We start from the raw sequence: 14,942 nt of genomic DNA on the forward strand, positions 1-14,942 counted from the left end.
ATGGAAAATTCAAAAAGAAGATTTCTAAAAGGCACCTGTGCCTTATTTGCCGGCGCTACAGGTGCATCATTACTCGCCACAGTGAATGCATCGGATAGTGTTAAAGCAGAACCTGATGTCAAATATGCACTTATTCATGATGAAACTAAGTGTATAGGTTGCCAAGCGTGTGAGGTGGCTTGTCGTGAGGTGAATAATGTACCCGAAGGTGTTTCTAGGCTTCAAATTAAGCAAGCGGGTCCCTTTGGCGAATACCCTAATCAGTTTTATCACTTTAGTCGCAAGTCTTGTCAGCATTGTGAAGACGCGCCCTGTGTAAATGTATGTCCAACGGGAGCTGCATTTATTGATAAAGAAACGGGTATCGTTTCTGTCGATGCATGGAAATGCGTAGGTTGCCAATACTGTATTGCAGCTTGTCCTTATCAAGTCCGTTTTATTAATCCTGTCACCCATGCGGCGGATAAGTGTGATTTCTGCCGAGAAACTAACCTAGCTCAAGGTAAACAACCTGCCTGTGTTGCTGCTTGCCCAACAAAGGCACTCGTGTTCGGTAATTTAAAAGATCCGACTTCTGAGGTTGTTCAAGTTCTGCGGTCTAATCCAACCCAGCGCACTAAGGTTGATCTTGGAACGAGACCTAAATTGTTCCGTATCGTTGCAAAATCAGGGGAGGTGATACTATGAGTGCCCTACATTTTGATACCTTAGTGTGGCATTGGCCGATTGCAATTTACCTGTTTTTAGCGGGTGTATCTGCGGGAGCCATGTTCTTCGCCGTACTGTTGAAACATTTTGTTTTGAAGCAAAACGCCTATCAGTCTGGTTTTGTACGAGCCGCTTGTATCGTCGCGCCTGTAGCTGTGATGGCCGGGTTAGGGATATTGGTCGCAGACTTAACTAAACCTCTCGATTTTTGGAAGATTTTGGTGTTCTACAACCCTAAATCTGTCATGTCGATGGGCGTGCTTATTCTGCTGATTTACCAAGTATTCATGTTTATGTGGATTGGTTTAACCTTCCGTAAACCTGTTGATGCTTGGTGTGAAACACGCTTTCCTATTGTGCTTAAGTTGACCGCATTATTGGCTCGATTTGAAGCGACAATTACAGGATTGCTCGTGATTCTATCCTTGGCATTGGGCGCGTATACAGGCTTCCTGCTCTCGGCCTTGCCAGGCTATCCCATGCTTAAAAACCCTGTGTTACCTCTGCTGTTTTTGGCATCTGGTTTGTCTTCCGGTGCGGCATCATCTTTACTCGGTGGCGTGTTGATGAATGGCAAACCTAATGACAAAGAGGTGCACTTTATCCACAAGGTTGAAATCCCACTGATTTTAGTTGAAATCGTGCTGATTTTTACCTTCTTTATGGGCTTAGTGCTAACAGGTGGACAGAGTAAAATTGCCGCCTTTAATGCCTTAGGGTATGGCTTCTGGGGATGGATTTTCTGGCTTGGTATTATTGGACTCGGTTTGTCTGGACCATTGGCGATGAATCTATTTATGACGGCGACATCTAAACGGAAATGGGCCTATGTAGCGGGGACGGCTTGCTTGAGCTTGATCGGGGTATTACTGCTACGTAACTTCATACTCTATACAGGACAAATGACGATCGCTTAAGGCGTACCGTTAATTAATGACGAAAAAATCATAATAATCAATGGAATCGACGGATCGCGGAAACAATGTCAAAGGAAAACATTGTAGATGAGGCCCTTGCGGCGCTGGCTGAGCTCTCAAGGGTTAAGTCTAGCCGCGGTTGGTTGTGTAACAGGGAGGTCGCTGGGCAAGGATGCCATATTTTACACTTCAATATTTTGCCCTGCCTCCAAACGGGCCTCGCCACCTTATTCCTAAGGGTGGCGTTTCTTGTTTTAGGGAGGCACGATTTACTCGCCGAGGTTATTAATCCATTCACTCATTACCACATGGGTTTTGATCTTGATGATGTCAGTGTGAGTGTCGATATACTCACGGATCTCATGCAGGCGGCGCATCGAGGGCGCATGCACGTACACGAGTAAATCCATATCACCAGAAATACCACGGCAGGTAATCACTTCGGGGATCGCTTGGAATACGTGTACCACGTCGGCGCAACGTGGACATTGATGCTGGATTTCGAAATAAGCCGATACTCCTTCTTTTTGCGACTCACTCAAGAGCACTTGATAGCCACGGATCACTCCAGTTTGTTCGAGCTTTTTTATGCGCTCGGCAACTGCACTACGGGATAGATTGACCTGTTCGGCGATATTCGACACGCTCTGGCGCGCATCCTGACGCAAACTATGAATGATGGCCGTATCGAATTTATCCAAGGGTGACTCCAGTGAAAATGGCTATATTGAATCTGTGTGTTATTTTGCCATTGGTTTGAATAAACACAGAATTTTCTGAGTATTTTTGCTTAAAATTTTACCAAAATTTAAGCTGGCCGTCATTTTGATGGAAATAACGTTATTTGCCGCGATTTTGCCGGTATTGGATGTGGAGAACACTGAAATTAACGGCAGATTGTAGGGCGAAATCTCATTATACTGACAGCTCAAAAACCACAGAATATTAACAGATGAATTCAAATAGCGGAACTATAGGTCGTTGGCAAGGTGCGGGTTTAATGGCGACTACTTTGCTCGGTACAGGGGTATTTATTTTGCCTCAGATGACTATTGAAAAAGCGCATTCTGGCGCCTTAGTCGCATGGATCTTGTTGACCTTGGCCATTATTCCTGTGGCACTGGTCTTTGGTCGTTTAGCGAGTGTATTTCCCCATGCCGCAGGCCCCGCTTACTTTGTCGAAACAGCCTTTGGTCGCACTGCTGGTCGAACAATTGGACTGATCTTTTTACTGGTTGTGCCCATGGGGGCTCCGGCCGCGATTTTGATGACCTTTCAGTTTGTGAATGCCTTAATCCCGATATCGGGTTGGTCCAAGGTTGGTGTTGAAATACTCGTGATTTTTGGCTTGTTTCTGATTAATTTAAGAGGCATTCAAGTGTCGGCTAAGCTGCAATTTGGCCTGACACTTTGCATAGTCGCCGTTGTTGTGGTCTTGTTTGGTGCGAGTAGTTTTCAGCAAGGTCATCTCACGACACTTGCTAGCCATGGTATGCCTGAAATGCCGACCGTGATGATTGCCGCTGGCATCGCTTTTTGGAGTTTCTTGGGTATAGAAGCTATGACCCATCTTGCCGATGATTTTCGTCGTCCGCAGCAGGATATGATCCCCGCTATGATGATGGGCACAGTGCTGGTGGGCGTGATTTATGTGGCTTGTACACTTTTATTGCTATTAGTGCCGACAGATAAAAGTGTCGCCATGATCGGCGTGTTTGACCAACTGCTCGGTGGTTACGGTGCGCAAGTGATTGGTGTGTTAGGTATCGCAAGTGGATTGGCAACCGTTAACGTGTATGCGGCTAGTGCGGCACGTCTGGTCTGGAGTTTTAGTTGTGAAGGCATTTTACCGCGCTTCTTTGCCGTTAAGAATGCCCATGGTGTGCCCATTCGCGCACTTGCTGCGCTGTTATCTGTGATGGCAAGCGTGATCGTACTGACTTACCTTACCGGGCAAGAGTTAGAGCACCTTATTGCATGGAGCAACGGCGTATTTGTGGTGATCTATTTGATGGCTATGCTCGCTGCCGCTAAGTTATTACCACGGCACAATTGGCCGCTGGTGGCGCTGGGTTGTGCGTTTTGCTTAGTATTAGGTTTTGCCCTAGGTGCAAGTATGTCCTATGTGCTTGTGTTGATCTTAGTGGTAGCGCCATTTTTGTGGTGGCAAAAGACCCATATTAGTCGCAAACAAAGTTTGGCGTTACCTGAGTAATATTCGCCCCCTCTGGGCTAAATCAACATGATGGATTAATTAAGAAAGCCCCGAACTCTTTATTGTCATAAGAGTTTGGGGCTTTTTTGTGTGGCTTAGTGGATTTCGAAACTGGATAAGATTGAGTGCGATTAAATTGAATGAAATAAAGAGGTAAACCTTAAGTCTGATGGCTGCCAAGCTTTGTTGCCGAAGGACTGCACATTACTGATATTTAATGTATCTCGGTGAGCGAGGCGATAACTTGTGTTCTATATTTTGATCATTCATACGGAAGGAGAATAAATATGGATTCAGCTGCGTTGCTCAATCGTGTCGATGAGTTACCTAGGTTACCTAAGGCGATCAGTGAATTGTTAGATGCGGTCAATGATGACAATGCGACAGTAAAAAGCATTGCCACTAAAGTTTCACACGATCCCTTAATCAGCGCTAGGGTGTTACGCCTTGCTAACTGTGCCCACTATGGACGCAGTCGAGAGGTTGGCACTATCGATGAAGCTGTTGTGCGTCTTGGGATGCAAACCCTACGAACCTTAGTGCTCGCATCGGCGGTGATTGGTGCAGTCCCTAAGTGTGAAGGAATAGATTTAGCCCAGTTTTGGGGGCAAACCTTTGAGATTGCGCTTTATAGTCAAGAAATGGCAAAGCGTTGTGGTGCTGTACCAGAAGAAGCTTTTACTTGCGGTATCTTACATCGTATTGGCGATCTATTGATTGCGGCAGTATCGCCTGAAGATGCGGCGAAAATTGCCGAAGCTGTGGCGCAGGGCAAAGATAAGCATCAGTTTGAGCGCGAGTTACTCGGATATGACTCCCCGGATATTGGCGCATTACTAGCGAAAAATTGGAAGTTTACACCAGCGTTAGTGCAAGGCATTTTGTATCAAGACCACCCTAAGGATTCAAACCCATTTTCAAAACTTGCTGCGTTATTATGCTTATCTTACAAAGTTCTAGATGAGTGGGATACGATTGAGGATGAGGAGAAAACCAGTTGGTTATCTCAATTAGCGACTAAGAAAGGATTGAAGATGGAGATGGGCGGGCTAAGGACTAAGTTGACTGAATTACACGGTTCGGGATATGAGATCGGTAAAGCGTTAGCTTAGAATTTTGTTTCGCTTAGTGTTTTGGTGAGTAGGGCTGCAGTAAAAATATTTTTAGCCAAAGAGCGATATCAATTTAGTCTTAAGAAGACCATCGCGTGAATGGGAAACGGGTGTTTCGCATTCACGCTTTTTTATGGGCTTTTGTTGATTTGCACTTTGACTGAATAGCGGATGTGGCTAGCCAGTTTGTTGGGTTGCAGCTATGGCAAGATTACGCATTTGGATCAACTCACTGTGTTTGAGGTGCAACAAATCAGCGGTGCGTCGAATGATCTGGTCTTCATATTGGGATAGCTGGCCATCGGCGTAGGCCAGTTGCCACATTGCGAGCAACAATTGCTGCTTTTGCGCTAGGCTAAATTCAGCGTTAATGGCTGAGGTGAATTCAAAGAGTGAGGTCGCGCTGCCTTGTACGCTTTTAGCTTCATCAATCAGCATCTTAGCGTCTACTTCTGACATTGATAAGGTATCGGTTAGCAGCTTAGGTAATAAGGCTTCTTCCTCTGCCGTTAAGGTCTCATCGGCAAATACGACTTCAAGTAACATACTCGCTGCGGCCAGTTTAAGTTGATGTGCCTTGTCTTCAGGGGAGACGGCTTGAGTATGAGCTTCAAAAAATCGTCTTAATTTCGCAATCATATTTGGCGGTTCTCATGCTGGAGGGAATATAAAGTAGAGTCGATTGGGAAGTGAAAGTTCACCCTAAACCTTGTATTGCTTAGGGTGAGGTAAGACTGAATTACAGTAGCGAGTTCAGACCTTTCATCAGTAAGTCTGAGGTGCCTTCAGTACCATTGGTATCTAAGTAAGACTTAGCTATGTTGATCATTGGCATTGCTAGATCTTTAGAAATGCCCAATTTTTCAAAGGCGTCTAAAACCATAGCACTGCCTTGCAGTGATGAACCTAAATCACCCGCTTTGGATAATAAGCCAGAAACACCCGATTTTGAGTCCAATTTAGGCGCGGCGGCGAGCAAACTATCGGCATTAGGAATGCTGGCAGCCAGTTTTGAGTAGTCGGTTGTTCCTAGGCTTGATTGCGCTAAGCCTAATAAACTGCCTAAGCCACCTTCGGCTTGAGTTTGGTTTAAACCCAATTGTGACATGACGCTGCCAACTAAATCATTCGACTGAGTTGCCGCTGCTGTAGTGGTCGCTTTTTCAGTTTTGGCTTGAGTTCCTGCCAAGTTATCTAACCAGCCTGCACTGGCGGGCGCCGCTAAAATACAAGTGCTGAGGAGGATAGAGAAGGTCAGAGTGTGTTTCATATGGAAGCGTCCTTTGATGGTTTGCGCACGAGTTCGCTGGACAGTTTAGCGGGTTTGTCACTTTTGTTGCAGTAGTTTTCTGTGATTTACGGTTCACACTGGTGATTTCTACTGTGCATTGCCAAGGGATTTTCGGTATCCTTAGCGGCAATTCTAAGTGTTAATTCATTTCAATTATTTGGAAAGTCGCATGTCACTATCCGCAATTTTGTCAGAAGCCTATAACTTCTTCCGTAATCATCTGGCGCAACTCGCTATGCTGACGATCCCATTACTCTTGATCCAAGTGGGGATCCAGTTATGGCTTGGTATAGAGATGAGTAAAGTTGATCTAGAAAACCCACAGTTTGGCGCGCCGCATATGATCGCCATGATGCTGTTACTACTTACTTTTTCGGTATTAATTGCCGCTTTGACTCTGTTTTTAGAACTGCGCTCACAAGGGCATAGTCCTTCAGCGGGAGTGGTGTTGAAGGCGAGTTTACCTTTTGTTCCACCATTATTATTGGCTGGGGTGTTTTCTGGTCTAGCGATTTTAGCACCAGTGATGCTGTTTGCCGCCTTCGGTCCAGTGTGGCTGGTAGGATTGGTAATTAGCTTCTATCTCTTTGCGCGTTTAGCCTATGTGAACTTTATGGTTGTGGTTGAGCGCTTAACACCGCTAGAAGCGATTAAGGGTAGTTTTAGTTTTAGTGGTCCTATCGTACTAAAAACCATTGCATTATTGATGTTGTATTTACCACTCTCTGTCATAGGTAGCCAGCTTTCTGGGTTAGCGTCCATGGGCGGATTACCTGTGCAAATGTTAGCGGATACTTTTATGTCTTTTATTGGATTATTCGTTAACGTCGCTTTGTTCCGCTTATATATGGTGTCGAAAAAACCAAGCGTCGAATAGTGCAACATCAATTCAGCCTGCAGGGAATCACTCATGGGGACGAAAACAGTCATTAAGGATAGTGAGTTTATCCACGATTTTTCGGTCTCCTTGAGTGATGATTACCTCAAGGCGAAAAGCTATGTGCAGGATGTGCCGACACAGTCGCTGCTACACATTCGCAGTTTTACCCATAAACTTACAGAGTTACTGGGGCAAGATAAGCAAATCGCGTTTTCCAGTCCGAATTTATACGATAGGATCGAACAGCTAAATCAGCAGCGCGTGATTGATGTGAAGACCACTCGTGCCCTGCATCGATTGCGTGCCGACGGTAACCGCGGTGCTCATCCTGAGAAATACCATCTTACCCAGGAACAATTACTCGCGCTAGCGCAAAAATCCATTAAAGATGTCCTGACTTTAGTCGAGCACTTGTATCCTAAGGTTAAAGGTCGAGTTGCCCCTGACTACTGTTATGAAGCGACTGACGCAATGACGGTGAGGGACTTGTGCTACCGTGCGGTGATGGAAGATGACCCGCAAGCACAGTATTTGGTGGGGATATCGTTTAAGACCAAGGCTTTGATACTGAAAGAACAAGAACTGCTCAAAGAGCAAGAGCTTGCGGCAGAAGCCGAAGCTATATCAAGCCAAGATTTATCCATAGTTTCACCTCTAAATGCCATTTCTCACATTAGCGCAGCTGACAGTTTTGCCCGGGCGGCCTATTGGTTTTCCCTTGCGGCACCTAAGCACATGGAAGCCTTACATGAGCATGGCGTAGCACTGATCCACGGTTATCAAGGCGCGCCAGAAGTGGCTAAAGGTGAACAGATCATTGCTACTGCAGCAGCAGCAGGTGTGGTCAATGCGATGGCGTTATTGGGATATTTTTATCTTGTAGGCAGTGAGTCGTTTCAACCCGACAGCAAGTTAGCACAGCAATATTTACAAGGTGCGGCAGATGGCGAGCAAACCGAAGCGATGGCGAATCTAGGTGTATTGCATTACCAGCAAAAGAACTTAACTCAAGCCTATCATTTTATAAGCAAAGCCGCGCAAGCAGGTTATCCCCATGCTCAGTATCATTTAGCATTAATGCTTGCCAATGGAGATGGTTGTACTCGAGATATGATTGCCAGTGAGCATTGGATGGCCGAAGCTGCCGAGCAAGGACAACTCGATGCTATGCTCACGCGGGCGCAACATATGCTCAATGATGACAATGCCTTTGGCAGTGATTTGACTCAAGCTGAGGATTATTTGCGCCAAGTGATCAAATATAGCCACAGTGTGCCTGCGATGATTGAGCTGAGTATGGCACTGGCCGACGGTATCTTAGGACGAATTGATGTCGTTGGATCTGCGGCTTTACTTAAGCTGGCACGGCAAAATGCCAATAAAAAAGAGGCGGATATTATCGAGCCTCTGTGGCGTTCACTGGTATTACAGATTGAAAATGTGCTTGAGGTAACCCAAGATCCCGCCGAAATTCATAGCCTTAAACGCGCGCAGACCTTACTCGCTTAAGTGCAGTTTTGCTTCGATTGAACTAGTGTTCATCCTCTTTATGCTCAAAAGTGCGCCCTTGATGGCGTGCCGCATTAGATTCCCTAACAATAGTGTCAGATCCATAAACCTGACTCTGCGGCTCCTCTGTCGCGTGGGCATGTTGCGTTGCGCTTGCCTGAGCCTGATTAAACTTAGCCAACTGATGTGCCATATAAAAGCGGCTAAATAGGACTAAACAACCGAGCGCAATCGCGCCAAATAAGAGCACGAAGGGCAATAAAAATAGTGATAAACAAATTAGACTAATGCTAATTGCCATCGCTAACCAAGCCCGTGGGCCAGAAATTCGGGTCTGCAGTGGGCTCTGTTGGAACTGTTGAAAAATCATAAGAACTCCTCGATAGGCAGTGGACATTTAGTGTGCAATAGCGAGTGCGTCTAGGTCACGTTAATCTTGATTAATTTACTTTATTTTACTCCGGAGGCCATTTTGGTGTTGCGCATTACTTTGATATGTGATCGCATGCCTATCTATATGTTGTTGCTCGAATAACGGTTGGTTAATTATATGTGTTTGCTAAAATCTTTTTGATGTAAATCTGAGCAATTTCTTTGCTAACTGTACAGAATATGAGAAAATTCAGCTCAAATTTAACTGCAGTTTTAACTCAGTTAGCCGCCTTATTATATTGGTTGTAAATGTTCGTTCGACCCGCTCAAACACCCTCTTGTTTCACTGCTTTGTTAATTAATTAGACGCCAACATGAACTCATATTCGCTCAAGCAAAAAATTCTGTTCTCTGTCGTGGCAGCCCTTTCACTCGTGATTGGTTTGTTGTCATGGCAAAGTTATTCCAGCCAAAAATCCCAGCTGTTACAAAACAGCCTAGAACAAGTGCAGCGCTTAGGTGAACAGCAGGCTGAGCGGATCCAAGAATGGTTGGCTGGCCGCCAAGATATTATGGGAGCCCTGGCGAACAAAGTTGAAGGTGACAGCCTCAATACACTTCAACAAGCACAGGCATCGGGCCGTTTTCAGCTGACCTATTTTGGCTCTCAAGCAGGGCAAATGTTGGATTCTGATCCGAGTATTGATCGTACGGGCTATGATCCTCGCAGCCGCCCTTGGTATCAACAAGCCATCAGTGAGCGCGGTCTTATTTTGACAAAACCTTACGTGGATGTTGCCTATAACATTCTGGTTGTGACTATGGCACAGCCTACCGCACAAGGTGTTGTGGGTGGTGACTTATCTATCGCAAGCCTAGTTGACGGTGTTAATCGGATGAAGTTACCGGCAAACGGTTATGCCATCATGATGCACAAAGACGGCACTGTGATCGCTTATAAAGATCAAGCTAAGACGATGAAACCTATAGGTGAAATCGACAACGAGCTTAATCGCAACTTACCAGAACAGAGCCGTGCAGCGGGCACTCTGTTGCCTATGTATTTTGAAAATGAAGGACGTGACAAATTAGTCTGGAGCGTTGATATCCCTAATACAGATTGGGAATTAGTGTTAGTGCTTGATAAGGAAACGCTAGAAGCACCATTGTCTAACCTATTACTCACTCAATTGGGTCTCTCTGCACTCGTACTGTTGCTGAGTGTGTTAGCCATTTCTTGGTTAGTTGGCATGTTACTGGGTCCTCTGAGTCGAGTATCGCAAGCTCTTGCGCGTATTGCCGATGGTAATGGTGATTTAACTCAACGTATTTCTGTCGACACTCAAGATGAAGTGGGCGTGCTTGCCGACAGTTTTAACCGCTTTGTGGGCAGTCAACATCAGCTGATCAGCCATATTCGCCAATTAGCGAATGAGTTGGATGCCGATGCTGAACGTAGTCTTGCCACCACGCAAACTTCAGTTGCGGAGTTACAACGTCAGCAGCAAGAAGTCGCTATGGTCGCGACTGCGGTAACTGAAATGGCGAGTGCGACTAATGAGATCGCAGCCAATGCTGAGAACACGGCAACAGCGGCTCAACAGTCTGCAGCGAGCAGTTTACAGGGCAAAGAGTTAGTGAATAAAACTCGTAACTCGATTAATTCACTCGCAGATGAAGTGACTCAAGCAACGGATGTTATTGGCGATTTAAGTCGTCACGCTAAGTCTATCTCGAGTATTCTGGCGACAATTCAAGGGATTGCAGAGCAAACTAACCTGTTGGCGCTTAACGCAGCCATTGAAGCGGCTCGTGCTGGCGAGCAAGGCCGTGGTTTTGCGGTCGTTGCCGATGAAGTTCGAGTACTATCGCGCCGCACACAAGATTCGACTCAGGAAGTACATACCACGATTGAAACGCTACAACGCACTACCGCTCGAGCAGTCAGCTTGATGGAAAGCAGCCAAGTATTAGCGGGTCATAGCGTAGAAGATGCCAATGCGGCGGCGAAAGCCCTTGAAGAAATTACGCAAGCGGTCAATGTGATTTCAGATATGGCAGGCCAAATTGCTACCGCAGCGGAAGAACAGACTCAAGTTACGGGTGAAATAACCCAGAATACGGTTGCGATTAAAGATGTGACCGATGAGATTACCGCATCGGCCATGGCAGATTTGGCACAGGCGAGGGGCTTAAAAGCTCGCGCTAATGACCTGAATGCGCAAGTCGCGACATTTATTCTGTAATCGCTATTCTTAATAGCGTGCCTCGATATTAGCCCGATAAAGCCTTCGCTTTGTCGGGCTTTTTACTGGCCGTTTTGTCGTGTTAAAGCATTTCTGTGGGATTGAATAACTTAGCCACACTTTGACAAATGGTTTCTCTAATCCATTTATGCCCTTGATCTTCATCATTTCTTTGATGCCATAACAGCACATAGGCCATTGGCATAAATTCGAAAGGCAGTGGCAGTTGTTTGAGCGGATAAAGTTGGCAGGCGTGACGGGCAAAGCTCGAAGGCAGAGTGAAGATTAAATTGCTGTGGGCGCAAACGCTGGCGGCACCATAAAAGTCGGGTACAGTCGTGCTGATCCGGCGTCTATGCCCAAGATCGGCAAGAAAGTAATCCAGTGCCCACCAATCACTACCTTCACAACGAACCTGCACATGGGCCATATCGAGGTAAAGGGGTATATTCCATTGTTCTGAGGTGAGCGCCGCCATCAGCGGGTGATCCTCTCGCACTAAGCAGACTTGTTGATCGGTAAATAATGTTTGATAGGCAATCCCTTCGGGCAGGCGATCTACTTGAAAATCTGACAGTGGATGCAAATCCCGCCCTGAAATGCCAAAGTCGATTTGCCCTTGCTGCAAATCCTGCATCGATTTTTCGGTCCAGACATAGGAGTCGAGTTTGACGTTGGGTGCCGTGGTCAGCATAGGGCCGATAAAATATGGGATTAAGGTCTCATAGGCGCTTTCCACCATGGCAAAAGAAAATTGTCGATTGCTACTGGCAGGATTAAAGGTCGGAGGCTGAGTGAGTTGATACAAGTCTTGCAATATATTCGGCAGTTTTTGCCCAAGAATGAGGGCGTGCGCGGTGGGTTTTAAGCCATGCGCCGTACGCTGAAATAGGGGATCATCTAAAGTTTCTCTGAGCCGATTTAAGCTCTTACTGAGGGCTGACTGACTTATATGTAATCGGCTGGCGGCGCGAGTGACACTCTGCTCCTCTAGCAGTACTTTGAGTATGACCAGCAAGTTCAAATCGATTCTGGCTAAGTTGTCGATATTCACAGATATTCCTCAGAGGAAATTTACTTTGGAAATTATACCATTTCTGTTCATACCTTGAGTTAATTAAAATAGCGCCCACTGAAATACCTTTCCCTGATCAACTGAGATTATTTATGCGGCGCAATCTGTTACCTATCCTGATGTCTATGGTGCTGCTCAGCCCATTAGCCATCGATATTTATTTACCTTCAATGCCAACTATGGCGACAGAATTCGCCGTATCTGCCAGTGATGTGCAATCCACGCTCGTATTGTTTTTATTCGCCATGGGTTTAGGCCAAGTGTTGATTGGGCCATTAGCCGATCGTTATGGCCGCCGTCCTGTGGCCATTTTCGGGGTCTTACTCTACGGCGCAAGTAGTCTTCTCGCTGCCGCTGCCATCGAGTTTCATTGGTTACAGATTGCTCGTGTGCTGCAAGGTTTAGCCGCCTGTTCAACTTCTATCGTGGTGTTTAGTGCGGTGCGCGACTGCTACTCACAAAAAGAAGGCGCTAAAATTTACAGTTACTTAAATGGCGCGATTTGCGTGATCCCAGCTTTAGCACCAACCTTAGGTGGCTTGTTAGCGATGCAATTCGGCTGGCGTTCAACCTTCGTTTTCATGACGTTATATGCCATGTTGATGATGCTCGTTGTCGGTTATCGCTTACCTGAGACTCGTCCAGCCAACACTGTTACTACTGGCCCACTTTACCGTTGGGGCAGATTTAAACCTGTACTCGGTAACACCCACTTTTTGTTTTATGCCTTTGCTTGTATGTCAGCTATGGCGGCTATTTTGAGTTATGTGTCTTATGCGCCTGTGTGGTTGATTGGGCATTTAGGGGTTTCTGAGCTGGCGTTTAGTGGTTTATTCGGGCTCAATGCTGTGTTCAATATCGTGGCCTGTTTTGCTGCACCGATCGTCATTCGCAAACTGGGTAATCGTCCAACGGTTATTTTGGCTCTGTCTTTACTCGTTTTGTCTTCAGTGGCGACAGTGGCGGGGCAACAGTTTGGTCCAAATACAGGGATGGCAGCAGCTTTTAACTTTATGTTACCTATGATGTTGTTATGTGTGGGATTTGCCTTCTTACTCGGCCCCGCGACGAGTATGGCGCTGTCAGCTTTCGGTGAGCGAGCGGGGACTGCCGCGGCTATGCTAGGTTTTATTCAGATGAGTGGTGCATCCGTTTTAGCTGGACTTATACAGCAAACGAATTTAACTGCACCTTACGCAGTGGCACTCGTCATGGGTGTGTTTTCTATCGGTTTATTGTTGATGATGGCGCTGAGTCGATTCGACCACTGGCACCAAGAGCAGTTAGTTGGCGAGCATTAGTTCGCTGCACTGATTAATTACAGAGTACACCCTTTACCCACAGTTTGTTTGACCGCGAACTGTGGGTATTTTTTATTGTGTCTAATACCCTTTTATCCTTTGGTATACTCGTAAAATAACTCACTAAACCGAGGGTAAAGCTTGTCCCGTCACTATTGTGCTATCTGTCGTTATCCGCAAAATGCTTGCTTATGTGCGAGTGTTCAGCCTATCTCTCCAATGACTCAGTTGGTGGTTTTACAGCACCCGAGTGAAGTCGAACATAAGAAGAATAGTGTGCGGGTATTGAGCCTTGCTGTACCTAAAACGCAAGTTTATGTGGGTGAAATCGATTCTGATTTCAAAGGCTTACGGGAATATTTGGCGGCGTGTAATAAGCCGATTTATCTCGTCTATCCCTCTGCGTTAAGCGTGAGTGTTGAACAGCAACGTATTAATCCTGATTGTATATTGCTGTTGCTCGATGGCACTTGGCGTAAGGCATTCAAAATGCTGCAGCTGAATCCTTGGTTAACCCAGTATCCTGCGGTGCATTTGGCTGAAGGTTATGAATCGCGCTATCGGATCCGTAAATCGAGTCGTAGCGATAGTTTATCGACCTTAGAAGCTTGCGCTTATATGTTAAGCGCCCTCGATCCTACCCTTGATGTTCAGCCGTTAATGATGGCATTTGATGCTATGGTGGAATTGCGGATTAAGGCGATGCCGAGTAAAGTGCAGGCTCGTTATCAGAACTCAAATGAATCCAGTGGTAAGGTATAGTTGATGGGGTTAAGGCTATTGAGTCTTAGATGTTTTAGGTATGAATTAGTGCTTTTAAGTTATTGAGTTTTTGAGACTCCGTACGAATTAAAATAGTCAAAATCTTATTCAGATCACGCTAACGTAATGTGAAATACGGTTTAATAACTGGGATTCATTTGCGCAGCAAATGATGAGATAGCTTTGCCAGCCAATTGCTTTGCAGGGGAGTAATTCCATTCATTACTATTAGTAAATGGCGTGCTGGCAGGGCTATCGAGCTTTAAATATGGTTTTTTTATTGATAATGATGAGAGCGCTTTGCCAGGCCATCATTGGTTTTGCAGGGGAGTAGATTCCATTCATTACTATTAGTAAATAGCGTGCTGGCAGGGCTATCGAGCTTAAATATAGTGTTTTTATTGATAATGATGAGAGCGCTTTGCCAGGCCATCACTGGCTTTGCAGGGGAGTGATTCTATTCATTACTATTAGTAAATAGCGTGCTGGCAGGGCTATCGAGCTTAAAATATGGTTTTTTTATTGATAATGATGAGAGCGCTTTGCCAGGCCAT

The 14,942-nt window shown here is 45.8% G+C and carries 14 protein-coding genes; 9 read left to right on the forward strand and 5 right to left on the reverse strand.

What is annotated here, in order from left to right:
• Together KFE26_RS02350 and nrfD are read left to right on the forward strand one after the other, a co-directional pair.
• A complete protein-coding gene (locus KFE26_RS02350) occupies window positions 1-687 on the forward strand; it encodes a 4Fe-4S dicluster domain-containing protein (protein WP_105250594.1) in 687 nt (228 codons plus the stop codon).
• Window positions 684-1,625 carry a cytochrome c nitrite reductase subunit NrfD gene (gene nrfD, locus KFE26_RS02355; protein WP_105250593.1) on the forward strand — a complete coding sequence of 314 codons (942 nt, stop codon included), beginning with the start codon at window positions 684-686 and terminating at the stop codon, window positions 1,623-1,625. Before KFE26_RS02350 ends, nrfD begins: the two co-directional genes overlap by 4 nt.
• Before the next feature lie 269 nt (window positions 1,626-1,894).
• Here nrfD and KFE26_RS02360 read toward each other — a convergent pair whose 3' ends face one another.
• The gene (locus tag KFE26_RS02360) at window positions 1,895-2,326 is read right to left on the reverse strand and encodes an Lrp/AsnC family transcriptional regulator (protein ID WP_006079646.1); all 432 of its coding nucleotides are present in this window, start codon (window positions 2,324-2,326) and stop codon (window positions 1,895-1,897) included.
• A gap of 251 nt (window positions 2,327-2,577) precedes the next feature.
• Here KFE26_RS02360 and yjeH point away from each other — a divergent pair, with 251 nt between their 5' ends.
• Window positions 2,578-3,840 (forward strand): L-methionine/branched-chain amino acid transporter, encoded by a 1,263-nt coding sequence (gene yjeH / locus KFE26_RS02365; RefSeq protein WP_212599542.1) that lies wholly within the window; start codon window positions 2,578-2,580, stop codon window positions 3,838-3,840.
• 287 nt (window positions 3,841-4,127) lie between these two features.
• Entirely contained in the window at window positions 4,128-4,952 is an 825-nt protein-coding gene (locus KFE26_RS02370) for an HDOD domain-containing protein (protein ID WP_131525752.1), read from the forward strand.
• 177 nt (window positions 4,953-5,129) lie between these two features.
• On the opposite strand, the gene KFE26_RS02375 is transcribed toward KFE26_RS02370, so the two are convergent.
• Window positions 5,130-5,591, reverse strand: a complete 462-nt coding sequence (locus KFE26_RS02375) for a TerB family tellurite resistance protein (protein ID WP_212599543.1) — start codon at window positions 5,589-5,591, stop codon at window positions 5,130-5,132.
• Between the two features lie 100 nt (window positions 5,592-5,691).
• Complete coding sequence (locus tag KFE26_RS02380; RefSeq protein ID WP_105250589.1) at window positions 5,692-6,222, reverse strand: DUF2780 domain-containing protein; 531 nt, start codon at window positions 6,220-6,222, stop codon at window positions 5,692-5,694.
• Window positions 6,223-6,412: 190 nt separating this feature from the next.
• Here KFE26_RS02380 and KFE26_RS02385 point away from each other — a divergent pair, with 190 nt between their 5' ends.
• Both KFE26_RS02385 and KFE26_RS02390 read left to right on the forward strand, forming a co-directional pair.
• The gene (locus KFE26_RS02385) at window positions 6,413-7,120 is read left to right on the forward strand and encodes a hypothetical protein (protein WP_105250588.1); all 708 of its coding nucleotides are present in this window, start codon (window positions 6,413-6,415) and stop codon (window positions 7,118-7,120) included.
• Between the two features lie 33 nt (window positions 7,121-7,153).
• Window positions 7,154-8,632: a DUF4145 domain-containing protein gene (locus KFE26_RS02390; protein WP_212599544.1), complete on the forward strand. Its 1,479-nt coding sequence runs from the start codon at window positions 7,154-7,156 to the stop codon at window positions 8,630-8,632.
• A gap of 22 nt (window positions 8,633-8,654) precedes the next feature.
• On the opposite strand, the gene KFE26_RS02395 is transcribed toward KFE26_RS02390, so the two are convergent.
• Complete coding sequence (locus KFE26_RS02395) at window positions 8,655-9,002, reverse strand: hypothetical protein (RefSeq protein ID WP_212599545.1); 348 nt, start codon at window positions 9,000-9,002, stop codon at window positions 8,655-8,657.
• 376 nt (window positions 9,003-9,378) lie between these two features.
• Between KFE26_RS02395 and KFE26_RS02400 the strand changes: the two genes are divergently transcribed.
• Entirely contained in the window at window positions 9,379-11,250 is a 1,872-nt protein-coding gene (locus KFE26_RS02400) for a methyl-accepting chemotaxis protein (protein ID WP_212599546.1), read from the forward strand.
• 82 nt (window positions 11,251-11,332) lie between these two features.
• Here KFE26_RS02400 and KFE26_RS02405 read toward each other — a convergent pair whose 3' ends face one another.
• On the reverse strand, window positions 11,333-12,304 hold the full coding sequence (locus tag KFE26_RS02405; RefSeq protein WP_212599547.1) for a LysR family transcriptional regulator: 972 nt from the start codon (window positions 12,302-12,304) through the stop codon (window positions 11,333-11,335).
• Window positions 12,305-12,417: 113 nt separating this feature from the next.
• Between KFE26_RS02405 and KFE26_RS02410 the strand changes: the two genes are divergently transcribed.
• Window positions 12,418-13,626 carry a multidrug effflux MFS transporter gene (locus tag KFE26_RS02410; RefSeq protein WP_113940291.1) on the forward strand — a complete coding sequence of 403 codons (1,209 nt, stop codon included), beginning with the start codon at window positions 12,418-12,420 and terminating at the stop codon, window positions 13,624-13,626.
• 141 nt (window positions 13,627-13,767) lie between these two features.
• On the forward strand, window positions 13,768-14,388 hold the full coding sequence (locus tag KFE26_RS02415; protein ID WP_212599548.1) for a tRNA-uridine aminocarboxypropyltransferase: 621 nt from the start codon (window positions 13,768-13,770) through the stop codon (window positions 14,386-14,388).
• The last annotated feature ends 554 nt before the right edge of the window (window positions 14,389-14,942 follow it).

The sequence above is a fragment of the Shewanella sp. M16 genome, from assembly GCF_018224605.1.
In the GTDB taxonomy this organism is placed as follows: domain Bacteria; phylum Pseudomonadota; class Gammaproteobacteria; order Enterobacterales; family Shewanellaceae; genus Shewanella; species Shewanella oncorhynchi.

Bases quoted from the DNA above. Each gene is read 5' to 3' on its own strand.
- KFE26_RS02350 (WP_105250594.1), top strand. From the start codon at position 1: ATGGAAAATTCAAAAAGAAGATTTCTAAAAGGCACCTGTGCCTTATTT.
- nrfD (WP_105250593.1), top strand. From the start codon at position 684: ATGAGTGCCCTACATTTTGATACCTTAGTGTGGCATTGGCCGATTGCA.
- yjeH (WP_212599542.1), top strand. From the start codon at position 2,578: ATGAATTCAAATAGCGGAACTATAGGTCGTTGGCAAGGTGCGGGTTTA.
- KFE26_RS02370 (WP_131525752.1), top strand. From the start codon at position 4,128: ATGGATTCAGCTGCGTTGCTCAATCGTGTCGATGAGTTACCTAGGTTA.
- KFE26_RS02375 (WP_212599543.1), bottom strand. From the start codon at position 5,591: ATGATTGCGAAATTAAGACGATTTTTTGAAGCTCATACTCAAGCCGTC.
- KFE26_RS02380 (WP_105250589.1), bottom strand. From the start codon at position 6,222: ATGAAACACACTCTGACCTTCTCTATCCTCCTCAGCACTTGTATTTTA.
- KFE26_RS02385 (WP_105250588.1), top strand. From the start codon at position 6,413: ATGTCACTATCCGCAATTTTGTCAGAAGCCTATAACTTCTTCCGTAAT.
- KFE26_RS02390 (WP_212599544.1), top strand. From the start codon at position 7,154: ATGGGGACGAAAACAGTCATTAAGGATAGTGAGTTTATCCACGATTTT.
- KFE26_RS02395 (WP_212599545.1), bottom strand. From the start codon at position 9,002: ATGATTTTTCAACAGTTCCAACAGAGCCCACTGCAGACCCGAATTTCT.
- KFE26_RS02400 (WP_212599546.1), top strand. From the start codon at position 9,379: ATGAACTCATATTCGCTCAAGCAAAAAATTCTGTTCTCTGTCGTGGCA.
- KFE26_RS02410 (WP_113940291.1), top strand. From the start codon at position 12,418: ATGCGGCGCAATCTGTTACCTATCCTGATGTCTATGGTGCTGCTCAGC.